Raw genomic sequence first — 17474 nt, forward strand, 5'->3', positions numbered from 1 at the left:
GGGTTCGCATTTGTTGATTCGGGGTTCGCATTTGTTGATTTAGGGTTCGCATTTGTTGATTCGGGGTTCGCATTTGTTGATTTGGGGTTCGCATTTGTTGATTCGGGGTTCGCATTTGTTGATTTAGGGTTCGCATTTGTTGATTCGGGGTTGGCATTTGTTGATTTAGGGTTCGCATTTGTTGATTCGGGGTTCGCATTTGTTGATTGCACCTGAGTCTGAGAGGGACAGGTTTTGCGTAGTAAAACCTTTTATACGCATTATTTGTAAACAAGGCTCAAACTCTTTTTCCCCCTGCTCCCAGCAAGAACTGCCCCCTGCTCCCCTGTCTCTTCGGTCACGGATAAGATAAAGAGGTAACGTAGCTCCTCACACAAGTAGCAATGACTTCAACCCTGCGGAAATTTTCTCGTCTTAATACCCCAACCCTGCATCAGTTGCCCAATGGTTTGACAATTATCGCGGAGCAGATGCCAGTTGAAGCTGTAAACCTGAACGTATGGATTAAAGTTGGTTCAGCAGTAGAATCTGATGCGATTAACGGCATGGCTCACTTTTTAGAGCATATGATTTTTAAGGGAACAGAACGACTGGCTAGCGGCGAATTTGAACGTCGAATTGAAGAACGGGGTGCTGTTACCAATGCCGCTACTAGCCAAGATTATACTCATTACTATATAACCACTGCCCCCAAAGATTTTGCCGATCTTGCTCCACTACAAATAGATGTAGTATCTAATGCGAGTATTCCTGATGATGCTTTTGAACGTGAGCGATTAGTAGTTTTAGAAGAAATTAGGCGTTCAGAGGATAATCCCCAACGGCGTACATTTCGACGGGCGATGGAGACAGCCTTTGATGAGCTACCTTATCGCCGTGCGGTATTGGGGCCAGAATCGGTGATCGCCGAACTTAAACCTCAGCAGATGCGGGATTTTCATGCTAATTGGTATCAACCCCGATCAATTACTGCTGTAGCTGTGGGCAATTTGCCTGTGGAAGAATTAATTGCAACCGTTGCTGAAGGATTTACAAAAGCTAATAAAGCTCAGGACTCTCCAGTACAGACGCCATTAATCGCGTCTCTGCCTACTGAGCCACCATTTACAGAAATTGTGCGTCGAGAATTTGTAGATGAAAGTCTCCAGCAAGCAAGACTAGTCATGGTTTGGCGGGTTCCAGGAATAGCCCAGTTAGATCGCACCTATGGATTGGATGTTTTAGCCGGAATTTTGGGACACGGACGGACATCAAGACTGGTGAGGGATTTACGAGAAGAACGGGGATTAGTTTCTTCAATTTCTGTGAGCAACATGAGCAATCAGCTGCAAGGGACATTTTATATTTCAGCTAAATGTGCAGTGGAAAATTTAGCACAAGTAGAGGATGCGATCGCACAACATATTCGCACAGTCCAAACCGAGTTGGTATCAGAATCAGAAATTGCCCGTGTGCGCCGGCGAGTAGCAAACAGATTTATTTTTGGCAATGAAACACCAAGCGATCGCTCTGGGTTGTATGGTTACTATCAGTCTTTGGTGGGAGATTTGGAACCCGCCTTTAACTACCCAGATGATATTCAGAGCCAAGATGCAACTGACTTGATGCAAGCAGCCAAAGAGTATCTTTCTCCAGATGCTTATGGTGTAGTTGTCGTCAAGCCGTAAATTAGGAAATGGGGAGTGGGGAGTGGGGAGTGGGGAATGGGGAATGGGCAATTCAATTTTGGATTAAATTTCAATTCTTTAATCCAAAATCTAAAATCTAAAATCTAAAATTCTCACTCTCTCTCATCTCCCTCATCCCCTACTCCCCACTCCCTACTCCCCACTCCCTACTCCCCACTCCCTACTCCCCATTCCCCACTCCCCAATTATTTAATCATGTGGACTCAAATCGATACTCATATTAGCCAAGTGACAGGCGAAAAATTCCAGAGTCAGCAACAGCGATCGGTTGGTGGCGGATGTATCAACCAAGGTTATGCTGTTTCCAATGGTGAGATAACCTACTTCGTCAAGATTAACCAAGCATCCCAAGCTGCGATGTTTGAGGCTGAGGCATTGGGTTTAAAGGAAATGCTAGCAACAGCTAGTATTCGCGTCCCAAATCCTCTAAGTTGGGGTGTAGCTGAGAATTCTAGCTACATCGTCCTGGAATGGTTAGAACTTGGTAACGGTAACAGCAATTCTTCTCTACGAGACGCTCCGCGATGGGAAGAGATGGGGCGCAAGTTGGCGGCGATGCATAAAGCTAGCAGTAGCGAAGGTTTTGGTTGGAAAATTAACAATACTATTGGTTCCACGCCCCAAATCAATACTTGGACAGCAGACTGGACAGAATTTTATATTAAACATCGCCTGGGTTATCAATTTCAGTTGGCAAGGCGACGGGGAGGAAATTTCCCCCAACAAGAAAAATTACTCGCAGCAATCCCTGAATTATTGGCAAATCATCAGGTGCAACCTTCTTTAGTACATGGTGATTTATGGGGCGGAAATGCTGGGTGTACAACATCAGGAGAACCCGTGATTTTTGATCCAGCAACTTATTTTGGCGATCGCGAAGTTGATATTGCCATGACAGAATTGTTTGGTGGCTTCCCCGCAGCGTTTTACAAAGGTTATAACGAAGTCTTTCCTTTAAATCCAGGCTATGAGCAGAGAAAAACGCTCTATAACCTGTATCACATTTTGAATCACTTCAATTTATTTGGCGGTGGCTATGCTTCCCAGGCGAACCGAATGATTGACGAGATTTTGCGCTAACTACAGCATTGCCTACTTTGCGTACCTCCGGGCTTCCCTTTGCGCTCCTGGAGCGTTTAAATTTCACCCCTCAATTCCCCACCATTTGCTTCACCATCACCCCCAAAGCCAACATACCCAAAATCGTCATTAATCCCGCAGGCATAAACTTGCGTGTCTTTACCAGCCGAATTGTAAACACGACTACTAAAATAGCAGTAACTATCACTGCTAAAATCGAACCCCAGGTTTGCCCTTGGAGTTGAAAGAAAGCGCCGATTATTAGTAATAAACCGCTAATGGTGCCACTTAAGAGTGAAACCCTACTTCTAGCCTGGATGTAGCCAATAATGCCACCAGCGATCGCTAATATGCCGTAACCAAAAGCAGCAATTATACTTAAATTCATTGTTAAAACCTATGTAGACTTTGACTTTACTGCCAGGGTCAGCAGACAATTTACCATAGCTATTTAGCTATACCACACAGTTTATTGATGGATAATCAAGCGATGCCAATAGCAAGTACTTCCTTATATACAAAGGTTCAATATCTCCAACGCCAAGCAGCCTCACTTTTACTCTACCAGTCTGTTCTGCAAGGCGAAGTGGGGAAGGCATTTCTGGAACTGTTGCAAGCTATACGTTACACTGAGTCTGATGCACGGGGTTGCCTCCAAGCCTACGGCAGTTATTTCCACACTTTGGCTGCTAGAAATCAAAACTGGGAAGACTATTTAATTACTCAACTCCTCTTCTCGGAGAATCCTTTTACAAAGCTGGCCCAAGTACGAGAATTTGAAGATTTGCCCCCAGCTTTAGTAGTAGCAGTTCAACATGATTTACAAATATTGCAAAGTCTTTATGAATGTAGCAGCGCTTCTTTGAGCGAGTGGGTACAAGCTGTAGCTCATATGCCGATTTCACCAGTAGTGTGGTATAAAGAGCAAGAATTGATAGGAGTAGAGACAAAGTTCGCTACATATCTACAAAAGTTAGATAATTGGGGTGATGCTGTAGAAGAGTTAGCAGCTTATTATCGGCAATGTGGCTCTGGTTTATTTGCAGAATATGGCGCTTTACGCTGGCAAGCTGGCCAGTTTATCGGTATCCGGTATTCTGACCCAATTAAGCTGAGTGCGCTTGTTGGTTACGAGTCTCAAAGAGATGCTTTGCTAAAAAATACAGAGTTTTTATTATCAGGAGAAATGGCACTGCATGTATTACTTTACGGTAGTCGCGGTTCTGGCAAATCTTCTTTGGTGAAATCTTTGTTGAATGAATATAGTAATCGCAGCCTCCGCTTGTTGGAAGTGTCAAAATCTGATTTAAAAGACTTACCAAAAATTGTGGAACATTTACGGGGGGCGTCACAAAAATTTATCATCTTTGTTGATGACCTTTCCTTTGAAGAAGATGATGATGCTTTTAAAGCCCTCAAGGTAGTTTTAGAAGGGAATTTAACCGCGCGTCCTCAAAATGTAGTTGTGTATGCTACTTCCAATCGCCGTCACCTGATTCGGGAGTTTTTTGTGGATAGACCTGCACCTAAAGATAACGAGGAAATCCATGCCTGGGATACGATGCAGGAGAAACTTTCGTTTAGCGATCGCTTTGGTTTAACCTTGACCTTTGAACCAGCCAATCAGAAAACTTATTTAAAGATTGTAGAGCATTTAGCCGCACAAGCTGAAATTAATATTACCCAAGAAGATTTGGAATTTCAAGCATTACAGTGGGCAACTCGCCATAATGGTCGTTCTGGACGCACAGCACGGCAGTTTGTTGATTTTTTAAAAGCAGACTTAAGATTTCATGTAAATAAGGATACATCCAAAACTTCAGATTAAAATTAGTTCATTAATGATTGCACTTTTTTCTTACTTACAGAACAATGTTATACACCAATAATTACAACTAAAGATTTCAGAACGACTATGAGAGGGTTAATGACCTTAAGAACTACTTATTCTGATAATTTAAGTACGCTAAAAACCAGCAATATGCAATCAGTAATGATCAGTAATCGATTTATACTAGGGATAGTTGCCTTTAGTGTGAGTTTTGGCCTTAGCCTTGTCCCAAACTGGGATTTTAATAAAGCCTTTCTCACAGGTGTAATTACTGCCGTTACTATCTATGCAGCAGCATTATTCGTAGATAAGCGACGCAGAAATTATGAAATGTTTGTTTTAGGTTCTCTCCGCAAGCGAATTAAAGATATGGAGGGATTGAAGGCTCGTGTTCTCAGAGAAATAAATCAACTCGAAGAACATCATAATTTATTATATGCTCAGTCACAACAATTGCAAAATCAAGTAACAGAAACCCGTAACCAAAGGGATAGTCTACATCGAGAATTAAGAACATTTGCTGGACAAAAAAAGCAGTTAGAAACCGAAATCAATAGTCTGCAAATTGAAATTAATAACTTGCAAAAAAATCAAGGGGAATTGAACAATGCTTTTTCTATCCTTACAGCAGAAAAGCGCCGTCTAGAGTCGAATTCTAATCTATCTCGTGCTGAAATCACGCAGTTGCAAAGTCAAATTTCTGAACTCCAGCAGGAGAAACAAGAAGTTGAAAGCAATTTAACTCTTTTAGGCAGACTCAAACCCCAATTAGAAGAAAAATTATACGAACTGCGAATTGCAATTCAAGAACTAGAACTTGAGACAAACCAAAAAAATCAATTGCTGATAGCGGCAAAAGCCGAAAGAGAAAATATCCAAGCTATCCTGAATTCTTCACAAACCCAACTAGCAGAACAAAAAGCCGAATTACAGCAGTTGCAAGGGCAAGTTTCATTATTGCAAGAAGAACGAGACTCATTGCAAAATCAAGTATGGGAATTACTCCAACAAGTAGAAACCTTTAATCCACAGCCTTTGTCTGACAATTCCCAAGAAGATGACATTGAATTGTTCCCTTTTTCGGAAATAATTGGAACTTCAGCCGTCAGTGACATTTCGGAAGTTGATACATCGGGGAATTTACCTGAAGAATGGACTAATTTTAGAGAAAATCTCCCAGGATATGAGTTACAAGTATTAAAAGCTATAGTCGAACAAGATAATCCCAATGCTGCTATTAAAAAAATTGCCGAAGCAAACATCACTATGCCGAATCTATTAATTGATTCTATAAATGAACGCGCAAATGATACTATTGGTGAATTAATAATTAATACAGATTCGGAAAGTCCAGAAGTTTATCAAGAACATATGACGCATGTCAAAAAGATAATTGCAATGTATGAAGACCTTATGGCTAGACATGCTTCCTCAAATTAAATTATTATTGCAGTCGTCAAATTAGTAGTAAGGTGAATATGTACCTTACCTACTTACTTACTGCGTTTAGAATAAAGTGAAGTGTAATACATGGCCAAGCTCAAAATCTCGAAAAAAATCTCCACTGCTTTAATCAATTCCCTTGGTGCGGGGGTAGTACCAAGAGTGGGAGTTGAATATATAGCAGTAGGTCGAGAAAAAGAACTAAAAAGCCTATTACAAAATCTCGATGATATTGCAGAAGGTGTAGCAGCATTTCGCTTTGTAATTGGTAACTACGGTTCCGGGAAAAGTTTTTTACTGCAACTAATTCGCAACCGGGCTATGGAGCAAGGTTTTGTAGTAGCTGATGCTGATTTATCCCCTGAACGCCGATTGACTGGAAGCAAGAATGAAGGTGTAGCGACTTATCGAGAATTAATCAGCCACCTAGCTACAAAAACTCGTCCTGATGGTGGTGCTTTAGTCTCTATTTTAGAAGGATGGATTAATAAAATTCAACAAGAAGTGGTTAAAGAAACTGGAATGCGTCCGAATGAGGATGGTTTTGATGACCAAGTTGAATCGAAAATTAGGGAAGTAGTTCAGGATATTGAAGACTTAGTTCACGGTTTTGATTTTGGTAGTGTGATTATTGCTTATTGGCGTGGCTACCGATTGGATGATGATAATTTAAAAAATGCGGCAATGCGCTGGTTGCGGGGAGAATTTACTACTAAAGTTGAGGCGAAAGCAGCTTTAGGAGTACGCGTTATTATTGATGATGATAGTTGGTATGACTACATAAAACTCTTTGCGAAATTTGTAGCTGAGATTGGCTATAAAGGGCTGTTAATTCTAGTTGATGAAGCCGTACATTTATATCAAATATCTACTACAGTCACGCGCGAAAAGAATTATAATCGACTTCTAGCAATGTTTAACGACACCATGCAGTGCAAAGCAGAACATCTTGGCATTGTTGTTGGTGGAACAACTAAATTTTTAGAAGACCCCAAACGGGGACTTTTTGCAGACCAAGCTTGGCAAAGACGTACAAAAGAAAGCCGTTTTGTTGCACAATCTGGTGTTCAGGAATATTTAGGGCCAGTGATTCGGCTAAATCCATTGAGTGAAGCAGAAATTTTGACGCTTCTGCAACGTTTAGCTGAGATTCATGCTCTCAATTTTGGGTATGAACAGACTTTGACAAATCGTGAGTTGAAGGAGTTTGTGCAAGAAATTATTAATCGCTTGGGTGCAGAAGCATTACTTACACCAGGGGAAATTGTGCGAGATTTTATGAGTGTGCTGAATATTCTTCACCAAAATCCAGGAATTGCGTTTACTGAATTAATTCATGGCTCTAAATTTAAAGCTACTGCTGTGGGTAAGGATGCAGATGTGGATGAGGATGGCGCAGCAGAATTTAGTTTGTGATTAATCTGAAAGCGGTACGTCAAGTCGCTTCTCGAAATTAAAAATTATCGGACTTACGCATTGACAATAAATACCAAATATAAATCAAGGTTAAAAACCATATTTTTCGTATGGGCACAGCAATGCTGTGCCCCTACAGCATGATCTATTTACGTAGTTTACCGCCGTAGGCATCGCAGGATAATTAAGAAAAGCCTGAAAATTTCCTCAAGATCCTTAATTGGGATCACGATGCATTTGTACAGTGCGTAAGTCCTAATTAACTATTCAATCTGAATAAGCATATCTGGTTTGGGTCATTTTGATTGCCACCAAACGCAAAAAATTAAATGCTCATCCGATTGAAATGACAAATTTCAACGAACGCAACTGTCTCAAGAAAGTTATTCAGGGAATAACACATTATCAATAACATGGATAACACCATTGTCAGCTTCCACATCGGAAGTCACAATGTAAGCATCATTCACCTTAACATTATTCTCAGTATTAACTTTGATATCTTTTCCCTCGGTCGTTGTTAGCTTTTGCAACTGAACTAAATCAGCCGCCTTAATCTTGCCAGAAACCACATGGTACTCTAAAACCTTTCTTAACTTAATGACATCCTCTAGTAGTTCTTCTACAGCCCCTGATGGGAGTTTGGAAAAGGCTTCGTCTGTTGGTGCAAAGACAGTAAATGGCCCATCTCCCTTAAGTGCAGTATCAAGACCAGCAGTAGTAATAGCTGTTACCAAGGTGTTGAAAGAACCTGCATTAATCGCAGTATCTATAATATCCGGCATCTGATGTCACCTTAATTGTGTGAAAACTTGATGTTAAGAGATTTAACACATAAATGTATTTTTAGGCTATCAACCTAAGTTAGATTCAATTGAAGAATGCCCCCGTCCAAACAACAGCCTAGTCACAGCAAGCTTCTGGCAATTACCTTTGTCTACAATTGGTAAAAGTTGCATCAAGCGCAGTGGCAATTTGTACAAAAACTTCACTTGCAGGTGAAGTGCGATGCCAACTCTTCTCTACGAGAGGCTGCGCCAAGGAGACGCTAGGCGAATCGCGGGCTTTCCTTACGCTGATTGCAATCGGATTTCCAGTATCACCACCGCTACAAATATCGGGATCAATGGGAATTTTCCCCAGCAGTGGTGCTTGTAATTCTGCTGCGAGTTGTTCGCCGCCACCACTGCCAAAAATTGGCGTGTGTACGCCACAATCACTACAGATTAAATAGCTCATATTTTCAATGATGCCAAGCACGGGAACGCCCACTTGGCGAAACATATATATGTTGCGTCGTACATCTGCGATCGCTACTTGCTGAGGAGTTGTCACTAGAATAACTCCACAAACGGGGCTTTCTTGGATAATTGTAATTTGAGCATCACCTGTTCCAGGAGGTAAATCTATTAATAAATAATCCAATTCGCCCCATTCCACATCTTGCAAAAATTGAGTGATAATTTTATGCAAAACAGGCCCACGCCATGCCAAAGGACGATTTGCTTCTACAAGTAAACCAACTGACATCACTTTTATTCCCTGAACTTCTAGAGGTAAAAACTTATCACCTGTAGGAGTATTAATTACTTGAATATCAGCTTGTCCTAAACCCAACATTTGCGGCACATTCGGCCCATAAATATCAGCATCTAATAGCCCAACTTTTGCACCCTGTAATCTTAAAGCGGCGGCTAGATTGACGGCTGTTGTTGATTTGCCCACACCACCTTTACCACTAGAGACTGCTAGGGTTGTTTTTACGCCAGGAATTGTACAAATTTGAATGTAAGTTTTTTTACACCAAGTTAGAAATGATAATTTAGATTGAATCTCCGTCTGTAATTGGTGCTGATGGGAACCGATATATAAACGCAAGTAAACATAGTCATCAACTATGCGGAGATTCCGCACCATTCCCAAACTAATGATATCCTTTTTTAAGGTAGGCTCGATAACCTCTTTGAGGAGTTGGACGACCTCTTGCTGATGGGGATTAGTATCTGGTTTTACTGGATCTTCCGAATGCTGAAAGGGGGATGGGTGGTAAGACATTTATAACTCCACAAAAATATGTTTGTCAAATCTTGCATCTCTTCAAACGATGCGTGCGTCATAATTATTTGTATTGCAATTATGGTTGTTCTAAATAATATCTTTTAGTCGTCGCCATAGTCGATTCCAGGAAATAGATTTCCCATTGCACTTCCCTTATGTTATTTCTCCTCGATTGAGACTATTCTATCTGTTTTAATCTTCTGAATTGCCCGCTGCGCTTGGATGGACACTTCTTTGTCAGGGTCATCTAAGGCTTGTTGCAGGGGGTTAATAACGTCAGGATGAGCTAAATTCCCAAGTGCGATCGCAGCTTCTTTCCGTACATCTGCATATTCATCTGTTAATGCTTGAATTAATCTCGGCATAACTTGAATATCTGGAATTTTTTGCAACGCTTGTGCTGCTGATTTCCTCACTTGCCAATGTTCATCATCTAAAGCTATTTCTAATGCGGAAATCGCTTGAGAATTTTCCTGAATAGCCAAAGATTTCGCTGCATTCCGGCGAACTTGCCAGTCACTATCATTTGTGAGGGCTTGACAAAGTATTGTAATCACTTCTGTATCTTGTAAATGTTCTAAAGTTAAAGCAGCAGCACGACGTACATTTGCTTCTTGATCAAAGATTAAATTTAAAGCTTGTGGACATTTTCCTAGTTGATTGATATATCGCAGTGTGGTAACGGCTGCTTCTCTTAACTCAGGACTTTTTGATTCTAAAAATGGTAAAATGTCGGGTAAAGATTGAATGTCATGTATCTTCCGCAAAAGCACTAAAATATTTAATTGAAAATTTAGATCATTACTTTGTAGTTTATCTAGTAAAAGTAACAATTCATCTTGTGTAACTAACTCGTTTAAAGCTGAGGCAGCTTCAGTACGAATCTCTGAATCTGTTGAAGTAAGACATTCAATTAAAGCCGGGATGGCAACAGGATTGGCAATTTCCCAAAGGGCAGCGATCGCTATTTTTTGAACAGCAATATGTTCATCTTTCAAAGCGATGATTAAAGCGTCTATTGTTTCTTCATCGCCTAGATGTTGTAAGGTTTTGACAGCTACTAGACGATCATTTATATCAGGCGATCGCAACATTTCTAGCCAATGCTTGAGGTCATCGTTCATTAATTTTTACCACAGAAAAAAATAAGAGAAGATTTAACGTAATAAAAATGGAATTTGTACTGTAATTGCATTGGTTGGACATTCTTTTTCACAAGGTAGACAAAACCAACACTCATCATATTTCATATACGCTTTCCCCGTCTCTGGATTTTTTGCCAACACATCCAAGGGACAAACTTCAATACAAGCTGTGCATTTTTCTAGACATTTCGATTCATCAACGATAACAGGAACATCTACTCTTTGATTGATTAAAGCCATAAAATAACTCCATGATTTTGTACTGAAACTGCTAAACGGTAAAATAAATGGGGTAAGCTTGCATGAATTATCTCACGATTGTAGGTTGTTTATAGGCATTATGGAATATCGCAGAGCCAAGATAGAAGGAGGTACATTTTTCTTTACCGTTGTTACTCATAACCGCCGGGAATTTCTTTGTAATGCAAAGAATATTCTGCTGTTAAGACAAGCATTCAGAGAAGTAATGAGTAAATCTCCATTTATTGTAGATGCCATTGTCATATTACCAAACCACATACACTGTATTTGGACGTTACCACCAGGAGACAGTGATTTTTCGGATCGTTGGCGATTAATAAAAAATTATTTTACCCATCATTGTGATATTCAATATCAAGGGAAAATCTCTGTATCACGTCGAAAGAAAGGTGAAAAAGCTATTTGGCAACGCCGATTTTGGGAACATCAAATTCAAGACGAAATTGATTTCATTTATCATGTTGATTATATTCATTATAATCCTGTCAAGCATGGATATGTTAAAGCACCTAAAGATTGGAATTATTCAAGTTTCATTTTGTATGTAAACAAAGGAATTTACGATATAGATTGGGGTTTAGGAATAGAGATAGAATTTCCCGAAGATGTAGGAAATGAATAATCTATTCGTAGTTATTGTAGGTTGGGTGGAGGCGCAAGTTAATATCTTAGTAACACAATGAACAATTTATATTGCGCCGTAACCCAACATCAAGCGATATTAATCTTAGCGAATAATTAAATATATAAAATAGGTTTAGCATTAATTTTATCAAAAACTTTAAAGATTATTATAATATAAATATTTTCTGTTTTTCCGATATCATGTGTTGGGTTCCACTACGTTCCACCCAACCTACGGGAGATAGCGATCGCACTGCCAATCTTCTATCAGAAGAAAATCAAGACGAATTCTCAAATTCATTGTGGCATTTCCCAGGGATAACAAGTTACTATTTGCCCATCGGGCATAATAGTGTCTTCCAAGACGGCATCCTGGATAGCACCATCCACAATAGCTCCCCTGAGATTAGCGCGATCAAAGCCAGTATTTTCCAAGATGGTATCTCTAAGATCGGCTTCAGTAAGGTCGGCATCAAGCAAACCAGATTGATATAAATTAACCCCTCGCAAATTTGCTCTTCGGAGCTTGATGCCGACCAAATTCGATTGGCTCAGATCGGCATTAGTCAAGTTAATCTCACTCAGGTCGAGACCACTCAAGTTGACTCCAGCCAGGTTGATTCCTATAAAGTCTCTCTCTCCAGCAGCATAGCGTCTGAGCAGTTCTTCAGCAGTCAGATCGGTCATACTACAATTCCTCAATTACTTTCTACAATCAATTCTACTGCTCTCAACCTCTGGAACAATTTAATCCAATCCGTAACCCCCTTCGACATCAATCTCGAAATTCAAAAACCTCCCCCAAGGATAACTTGCCGAAGCGCAAGTTATTGTAGGTTGGGTGGAGGCGCAAGTTAGTATCTTGGCAACAAAATGAACTATTTGTATTGCGCCGTAACCCAACATCAAGCGATATTAATCTTAGCGAATAATTAAATATATAAAATAGGTTTAGTATTAATTTTATCCAAGAAATTGAGAGATTATTATAGTGTAAATATTTTCTGCTTTCCCGATATCATGTGTTGGGTTCCACTACGTTCCACCCAACCTACGCGAGATAGCGATCGCACTTCAATACAGGCTGTGCATTTTTCTAAACATTTCGATTCATCAACGATTACAGGAACATCTATTCTTTGATTGATTAAAGCCATAAAATTTCTCCCTTATTTTGTAATTAAACTTTTAAGCGGTAAAACAAATGCGGTAAACTTGCGTGGATAATCTCACGCTCATATTGAAACCCCAACTTTTCCATAACTCTTTGTGACGCTTTGTTAGTCGTTAGAGTAAAGCAAACTATCTCTGGCACCTTCAGCAGTTCAAAACCAATTTTCAATATTTCCTCACCCATTTCTGTTGCTAACCCTTTAGCCCAGAATTTAGCTATTAGAGCGTAAGCTAATTCTACTTCATCGTTACCTTCTACATCAGTATTCCGAAGACCAGCACGACCAACGAACTGATTATTAATTTTGTCTCGAAATACCCATAATCCGAATCCATAACGCTGCCAATGGTTCAAGTTATTTAGAATAAATAGCCGTGTTTCCTCATCAGAACGAACACCACCCAAACTTGCCATAACTTGCGGATCTTGATGCATACGATGAAGTTCATTCAAATGTTTAAATCGCAGACGTTCAGCAAGCAGACGCTGAGTAGTAAATGTTTGTATTAACTGCATATTCTTTTACCAAACCAATTGTTTATGAAAAGCCAGTGACTGTTTTATATTGGTGTAACCAATTTTCTCATAAAACAAGTGAGCTTCTTTGCGTTTAATATTAGAACGTAGTAGAACACTATCACATCCAGCCAGAGAAGCCCACTGTTCAATTTCCTGCATCAAAAAACGTCCAATTCCATGATGACGATAGCCTTTATCTACAACTAATCCCAAAATAATTGCAGGAGTCGGAATAACTATTGAGTCACAAATATGAGCCTGCGCCCAAGCTATTACATATTCATCTTCTAGAGTAGCAACATACACAATATGAGCATCGTTATTTTTAATTTTAGTAAGGCGCTGCTCTATTTGTTGATTTGTCACAGAATATTCAAGTTGTTCGCAAAGACTAGCAATTCTCTCTACATCTTTAATCTCAGCTTGTCTAATTTTAATTTTCTCACTTACACTAACTTTGTTTATCATAATTTAATTTTAAATTACAATTATTTAGTTATCCAGCGTTGCACGCAGAAAACGATAGCCTATATCAATCTCTGTCAAATTGTGAATATCACCATATTTTTTGCTCCATTCTCCACTACTTAAATCTGCTGCAAGTAACTTTACTCCTTGCTCTACTAAATCTTGATTAGCTAAAGCAAAAGATGATATTCCTGCACGTACTTCTGGTTGAAGATATAACTCTGGCCGTCTCCAGCCTGCTGCTGCGAATAAATCAGATAAATCGTATGGTAATAAAAGGGGTATGGCTTCAACACGCTTTTTAGTATTATTCTGAATTAAATTAACCTGTTCGTTAAGTGGTAAAAATTGTAACGCATCTTCCCACAAAAACGGAAAATAATCATAAAGCCATATCTTCTGAGCTAATCTAATATCAAAAGTTAACAAAATTATTGCCCCATCTCTAATTATTCTGTGCATTTCCTGAAAAGCTTTTTCGAGATGAGAAAAGTGATGAATTGCCAGGATACTTACAACAGCATCAACAGAGTTATCTAGTAGAGGTAGATTTTTTGCATAACCAGTAAACCACTTAATTTGCTGATGTTCTACTGCTTGTTTTTGCATTACTATAGAAGGTTCAACAGCATTAACAAGAAATCCTTTATTAGCTAGCGCTAGACTGTAACCACCAGTACCAGCGCCAATATCAGCAATAATGCTACCTTTGGGTAAATTGAGTAAATCAATTAATTTATTGACAATACGGATATCAGGAACGCGAGTTTTTGAGTATTGTTGACCAATTGAATTATATATAGACATATTAGAAAATTTCTCAAAATAATTTAAAACAACCCATTTAAAATCTAACTTTAGATGAATAAATCAAAAACCTGTTAGTTAAACAATTCCAGCAAATTTAAGAGATCACTTATCATAAACTTTGGTTTTACTTCTTGTGGTAAATTTTGATTTTTTCTGTTGTAATAGCAAAAATCTATTTTGACTTGTGTTGCTCCCGCATAGTCGTGCTTTAGAGAATCTCCAACGTAAAGAACTTCTGCTGGTGTTAAATTTAATCTAGACAAAGCATAATGAAATATTTCAGGAGATGGTTTAGCAAAACCAATTGCTTCAGAAACTACAATTTCTTCAAAAAAATGCTCAATTCCAGCAGCTTGCATTCTCGGTAGTTGCGCTGATACAAAACCGTTCGTAATCACAGCCAAACGATAACTACCTGCGAGAGCAGTTAGTACTTCATTTACATCAGGTTCCATAACAGCAGAATGATTAAAAATATGCCAAAAACTTTGACTAAGATTGCTGATTTTATCTGTTTGTATATCTAATTGAGCAAGTGTACTTCGGTAAGACATCTCGATTAACTCACTAGGAGAAAAGATATCTTGCTGTCTCCAATACTTGGAATTATAAGTTTCAAAGACTTGAAGAAAAATAGTCTCACTGACTCCATTTAAATCTAAAGATACTGCACAATCTTCAAGCGCTCCAAGAATAGCTTGGCGTTCACACATCTCAAAATTCAATAGTGTATTATCGAGATCAAAAATTATTGCTTCATAAGACATTTTTGTGAAATATTGGTATTATCTGGACTATATCGAAAAAGAGCATTTTATTTTAATGGTCATTTCACTTAACGGCAACATTGTAAAATTCTTTGACTATATCTACTTCTACAATGTAAGGCTCTACAGGACGCTTAAACAAGACCATTTGCTCTAATTCATCTTTCTTTAAATTGACATGACAAAACCATTCATCATCATTTTTTTCTGGATAATCTAAACGGTAATGATAAAGACCCCAACGAGTTTCTTGACGATACAATGATGCTCTGGCTGCCATTTCTGCACAGTCACGAATAAAGTGAACTTCTAGACTACGCATCAATTCATGGGGATCGCGAGCGCCCATTAAATCTAATGTTTCTTGATATTGGACAAAATGTTTTAAACCAATCTCGATTTTGTTACCTGATTTCGGTGGTTGCAGATAATCATTAACTAAACGTCTTAATTTATATTCTACCTGGGTATGAGGTACACCATTGGGGCGAGTTAAAGGTGCATAAATTCTAGTTTTTTCAGCTTCTAAAAAATTTGTATCTGGTTCGATAAAATCTAAATTTTGGATATATTCAATCGCATGAGTTCCCGCTATGCGACCGAAAACAAATGCCCCAATCATGTAATTATGGGGAACGCTGGCCATATCTCCGGCTGCATATAAACCTGTGACAGTTGTTTGAGCGTTTTCATTCACCCATACACCAGAGGCACTATGACCACTACATAAGCCAATTTCTGAAATGTGCATCTCTACGCCGTGAGTGCGATAATCTTCATTTCTGCCTTGATGAAAACGTTCTCTACTTGGTCGCTCATTCGCCCACAATATGGATTCAATTTCAGCGATTGTATCTTCATCAAGATGGGTCATTTTAAGTTGGACTGGCCCTTTCCCAGAATTTAATTCTTTCCAGATTTCCAACATCATTTGACCACTCCAATAGTCGCAACTAATGAAGCGATTTCCCTCGGCGTTAGCAGTATGAGCGCCAAAAGGGCCGGCAACATAAGCACAGGCGGGGCCATTGTAATCTTTGATTAAAGGATTAACTTGAAAGCATTCAATATTGCTGAGTTCTGCTCCTGCATGATAAGCCATTGAATAGCCATCTCCAGCATTGGTAGGATTTTCATAAGTGCCGTAGAGATAGCCAGAAGCAGGTAATCCTAATCTGCCACAAGCACCTGTACACAGGATGACTGCTTTAGCTTGAATGACCATATAATCTCCGTTTCTGACATCAAATCCCACCGCCCCAATAGCACGTCCTTCTTTGACTAACACACGGGTTGCCATGACGCGATTTGTAACTTTGACTTTGTGGCGTTTAACTTGTCGGGTGAGGATAGGTTTGAGGTCTTTACCTTCTGGCATAGGTAAGACATATTTACCCACACGATGTACTTGTTTTAAGTCATAGTTGCCTTGGGCATCTTTTTGAAATTTTACGCCCCAGCTTTCTAATTCTTGGATGACTTCGTGACCTAATTTGCCTGTTTGATAAACGGCTTTTTGGTTGACAATGCCATCGTTAGCAAGGGTGATTTCGCGCACGTATTGTTCTGGTGTGGAATGACCGGGAATGACTGCGGTATTTACTCCGTCCATACCCATTGCGATCGCACCACTGCGACGGATGTTAGCCTTTTCTAAAATCAGCACATCTGCATCAGGATTCGCTTGTTTTGCCTTGATACCTGCCATTGTCCCTGCGGTACCACCGCCAATGACAAGTACATCTGTTTTGAGCCACTGGGTATTGATATCCATATATAAATCCTTAGATTCAGAAATATCTCAACTTCTCCTACTTTCTTCAATTGCCTTCCCAAAGCATGTATTTATAAATTTCAGCATATAGTACGGTAATTTGGTAGAGCAATAGTAGTATATACTGATTGTATGAAGAGTTAATCAAGTCAAAGGCAATAAGTTTACATATCTACGAGTACTGGTTGACCTATAGTGCCACCAGCCAATCGCAAATAACAGATATCTTTACTCAAGCTGGCTTCTGGTAAATGTAATGACTGTAGTAGAAATCTTGTCATACTCCGCCAATTATCTGCGTAGGCGTAGCCCGCCGCAGGCATCGCTTGCTTTGCCTACTAGGGGACGGGGTAGTTGATGAAAATGTGACCAGCTTTCTACCAGGATTTCTGCCCCCTGACGCAAGCTGTTGGCTA

Annotated in this window: 19 protein-coding genes and 1 pseudogene; 6 read left to right on the plus strand and 14 right to left on the minus strand. The window is 39.4% G+C overall.

The window, feature by feature from the left end; all coding sequences use genetic code 11:
• Positions 1–199: hypothetical protein (locus HWQ23_RS26945; RefSeq protein WP_292835379.1), on the minus strand; the 199-nt coding region annotated here is incomplete at its 3' end.
• Between the two features lie 184 nt (positions 200–383).
• On the opposite strand from HWQ23_RS26945, the gene HWQ23_RS26950 reads away from it, so the two are divergent.
• Both HWQ23_RS26950 and HWQ23_RS26955 read left to right on the plus strand, forming a co-directional pair.
• Positions 384–1667 carry a M16 family metallopeptidase gene (locus HWQ23_RS26950; RefSeq protein WP_292835382.1) on the plus strand — a complete coding sequence of 428 codons (1284 nt, stop codon included), beginning with the start codon at positions 384–386 and terminating at the stop codon, positions 1665–1667.
• Between the two features lie 216 nt (positions 1668–1883).
• A complete protein-coding gene (locus HWQ23_RS26955) occupies positions 1884–2768 on the plus strand; it encodes a fructosamine kinase family protein (RefSeq protein ID WP_292835385.1) in 885 nt (294 codons plus the stop codon).
• Between the two features lie 70 nt (positions 2769–2838).
• Here HWQ23_RS26955 and HWQ23_RS26960 read toward each other — a convergent pair whose 3' ends face one another.
• Positions 2839–3156 carry a TMEM14 family protein gene (locus tag HWQ23_RS26960; protein ID WP_292835388.1) on the minus strand — a complete coding sequence of 106 codons (318 nt, stop codon included), beginning with the start codon at positions 3154–3156 and terminating at the stop codon, positions 2839–2841.
• Positions 3157–3243: 87 nt separating this feature from the next.
• Between HWQ23_RS26960 and HWQ23_RS26965 the strand changes: the two genes are divergently transcribed.
• The 3 genes from HWQ23_RS26965 (at position 3244) to HWQ23_RS26975 (ending at position 7458) form a co-directional block, all read left to right on the plus strand.
• The gene (locus tag HWQ23_RS26965; RefSeq protein ID WP_292835391.1) at positions 3244–4596 is read left to right on the plus strand and encodes an ATP-binding protein; all 1353 of its coding nucleotides are present in this window, start codon (positions 3244–3246) and stop codon (positions 4594–4596) included.
• Between the two features lie 99 nt (positions 4597–4695).
• Positions 4696–6039, plus strand: coding sequence for a tellurite resistance TerB C-terminal domain-containing protein (locus tag HWQ23_RS26970; protein ID WP_292835394.1), 1344 nt, complete (start codon positions 4696–4698; stop codon positions 6037–6039).
• A 90-nt stretch (positions 6040–6129) separates the two neighbouring features.
• Positions 6130–7458: an ATP-binding protein gene (locus HWQ23_RS26975; RefSeq protein ID WP_292835397.1), complete on the plus strand. Its 1329-nt coding sequence runs from the start codon at positions 6130–6132 to the stop codon at positions 7456–7458.
• Positions 7459–7841: 383 nt separating this feature from the next.
• Here the strand turns inward: HWQ23_RS26975 and HWQ23_RS26980 are convergent, their stop codons facing one another.
• The 4 genes from HWQ23_RS26980 to HWQ23_RS26995 all read right to left on the minus strand — a co-directional run bounded on the left by HWQ23_RS26980 (position 7842) and on the right by HWQ23_RS26995 (position 10901).
• A complete protein-coding gene (locus tag HWQ23_RS26980; protein WP_292835400.1) occupies positions 7842–8243 on the minus strand; it encodes a fasciclin domain-containing protein in 402 nt (133 codons plus the stop codon).
• A gap of 142 nt (positions 8244–8385) precedes the next feature.
• The gene (locus HWQ23_RS26985; RefSeq protein WP_292835403.1) at positions 8386–9513 is read right to left on the minus strand and encodes an Mrp/NBP35 family ATP-binding protein; all 1128 of its coding nucleotides are present in this window, start codon (positions 9511–9513) and stop codon (positions 8386–8388) included.
• A gap of 161 nt (positions 9514–9674) precedes the next feature.
• On the minus strand, positions 9675–10640 hold the full coding sequence (locus HWQ23_RS26990; protein WP_292835406.1) for a HEAT repeat domain-containing protein: 966 nt from the start codon (positions 10638–10640) through the stop codon (positions 9675–9677).
• Positions 10641–10673: 33 nt separating this feature from the next.
• Complete coding sequence (locus HWQ23_RS26995) at positions 10674–10901, minus strand: 4Fe-4S dicluster domain-containing protein (protein ID WP_053455107.1); 228 nt, start codon at positions 10899–10901, stop codon at positions 10674–10676.
• Between the two features lie 100 nt (positions 10902–11001).
• Here HWQ23_RS26995 and HWQ23_RS27000 point away from each other — a divergent pair, with 100 nt between their 5' ends.
• The gene (locus HWQ23_RS27000) at positions 11002–11544 is read left to right on the plus strand and encodes an REP-associated tyrosine transposase (protein WP_292835415.1); all 543 of its coding nucleotides are present in this window, start codon (positions 11002–11004) and stop codon (positions 11542–11544) included.
• A 299-nt stretch (positions 11545–11843) separates the two neighbouring features.
• Here the strand turns inward: HWQ23_RS27000 and HWQ23_RS27005 are convergent, their stop codons facing one another.
• The 8 genes and pseudogenes from HWQ23_RS27005 to HWQ23_RS27040 form a co-directional block, all read right to left on the minus strand.
• On the minus strand, positions 11844–12233 hold the full coding sequence (locus HWQ23_RS27005) for a pentapeptide repeat-containing protein (protein WP_292835418.1): 390 nt from the start codon (positions 12231–12233) through the stop codon (positions 11844–11846).
• Positions 12234–12616: 383 nt separating this feature from the next.
• Positions 12617–12703 (minus strand): annotated as a pseudogene (locus tag HWQ23_RS27010) (4Fe-4S dicluster domain-containing protein); the annotation flags it as partial.
• 23 nt (positions 12704–12726) lie between these two features.
• Positions 12727–13236: a GNAT family N-acetyltransferase gene (locus HWQ23_RS27015; protein WP_292835421.1), complete on the minus strand. Its 510-nt coding sequence runs from the start codon at positions 13234–13236 to the stop codon at positions 12727–12729.
• Positions 13237–13242: 6 nt separating this feature from the next.
• Positions 13243–13707 carry a GNAT family N-acetyltransferase gene (locus HWQ23_RS27020; RefSeq protein WP_292835424.1) on the minus strand — a complete coding sequence of 155 codons (465 nt, stop codon included), beginning with the start codon at positions 13705–13707 and terminating at the stop codon, positions 13243–13245.
• A 24-nt stretch (positions 13708–13731) separates the two neighbouring features.
• Positions 13732–14514 (minus strand): class I SAM-dependent methyltransferase, encoded by a 783-nt coding sequence (locus tag HWQ23_RS27025; RefSeq protein ID WP_292835427.1) that lies wholly within the window; start codon positions 14512–14514, stop codon positions 13732–13734.
• Between the two features lie 74 nt (positions 14515–14588).
• On the minus strand, positions 14589–15284 hold the full coding sequence (locus HWQ23_RS27030; protein WP_292835430.1) for an HAD family hydrolase: 696 nt from the start codon (positions 15282–15284) through the stop codon (positions 14589–14591).
• Between the two features lie 64 nt (positions 15285–15348).
• Positions 15349–17058 (minus strand): fumarate reductase/succinate dehydrogenase flavoprotein subunit, encoded by a 1710-nt coding sequence (locus HWQ23_RS27035; protein WP_292835433.1) that lies wholly within the window; start codon positions 17056–17058, stop codon positions 15349–15351.
• Positions 17059–17222: 164 nt separating this feature from the next.
• The gene (locus HWQ23_RS27040; RefSeq protein ID WP_292835436.1) at positions 17223–17381 is read right to left on the minus strand and encodes a hypothetical protein; all 159 of its coding nucleotides are present in this window, start codon (positions 17379–17381) and stop codon (positions 17223–17225) included.
• Between the last annotated feature and the right edge of the window lie 93 nt (positions 17382–17474).

The organism is Nostoc sp. JL33 (assembly GCF_017114985.1).
Taxonomy (GTDB): domain Bacteria; phylum Cyanobacteriota; class Cyanobacteriia; order Cyanobacteriales; family Nostocaceae; genus Nostoc.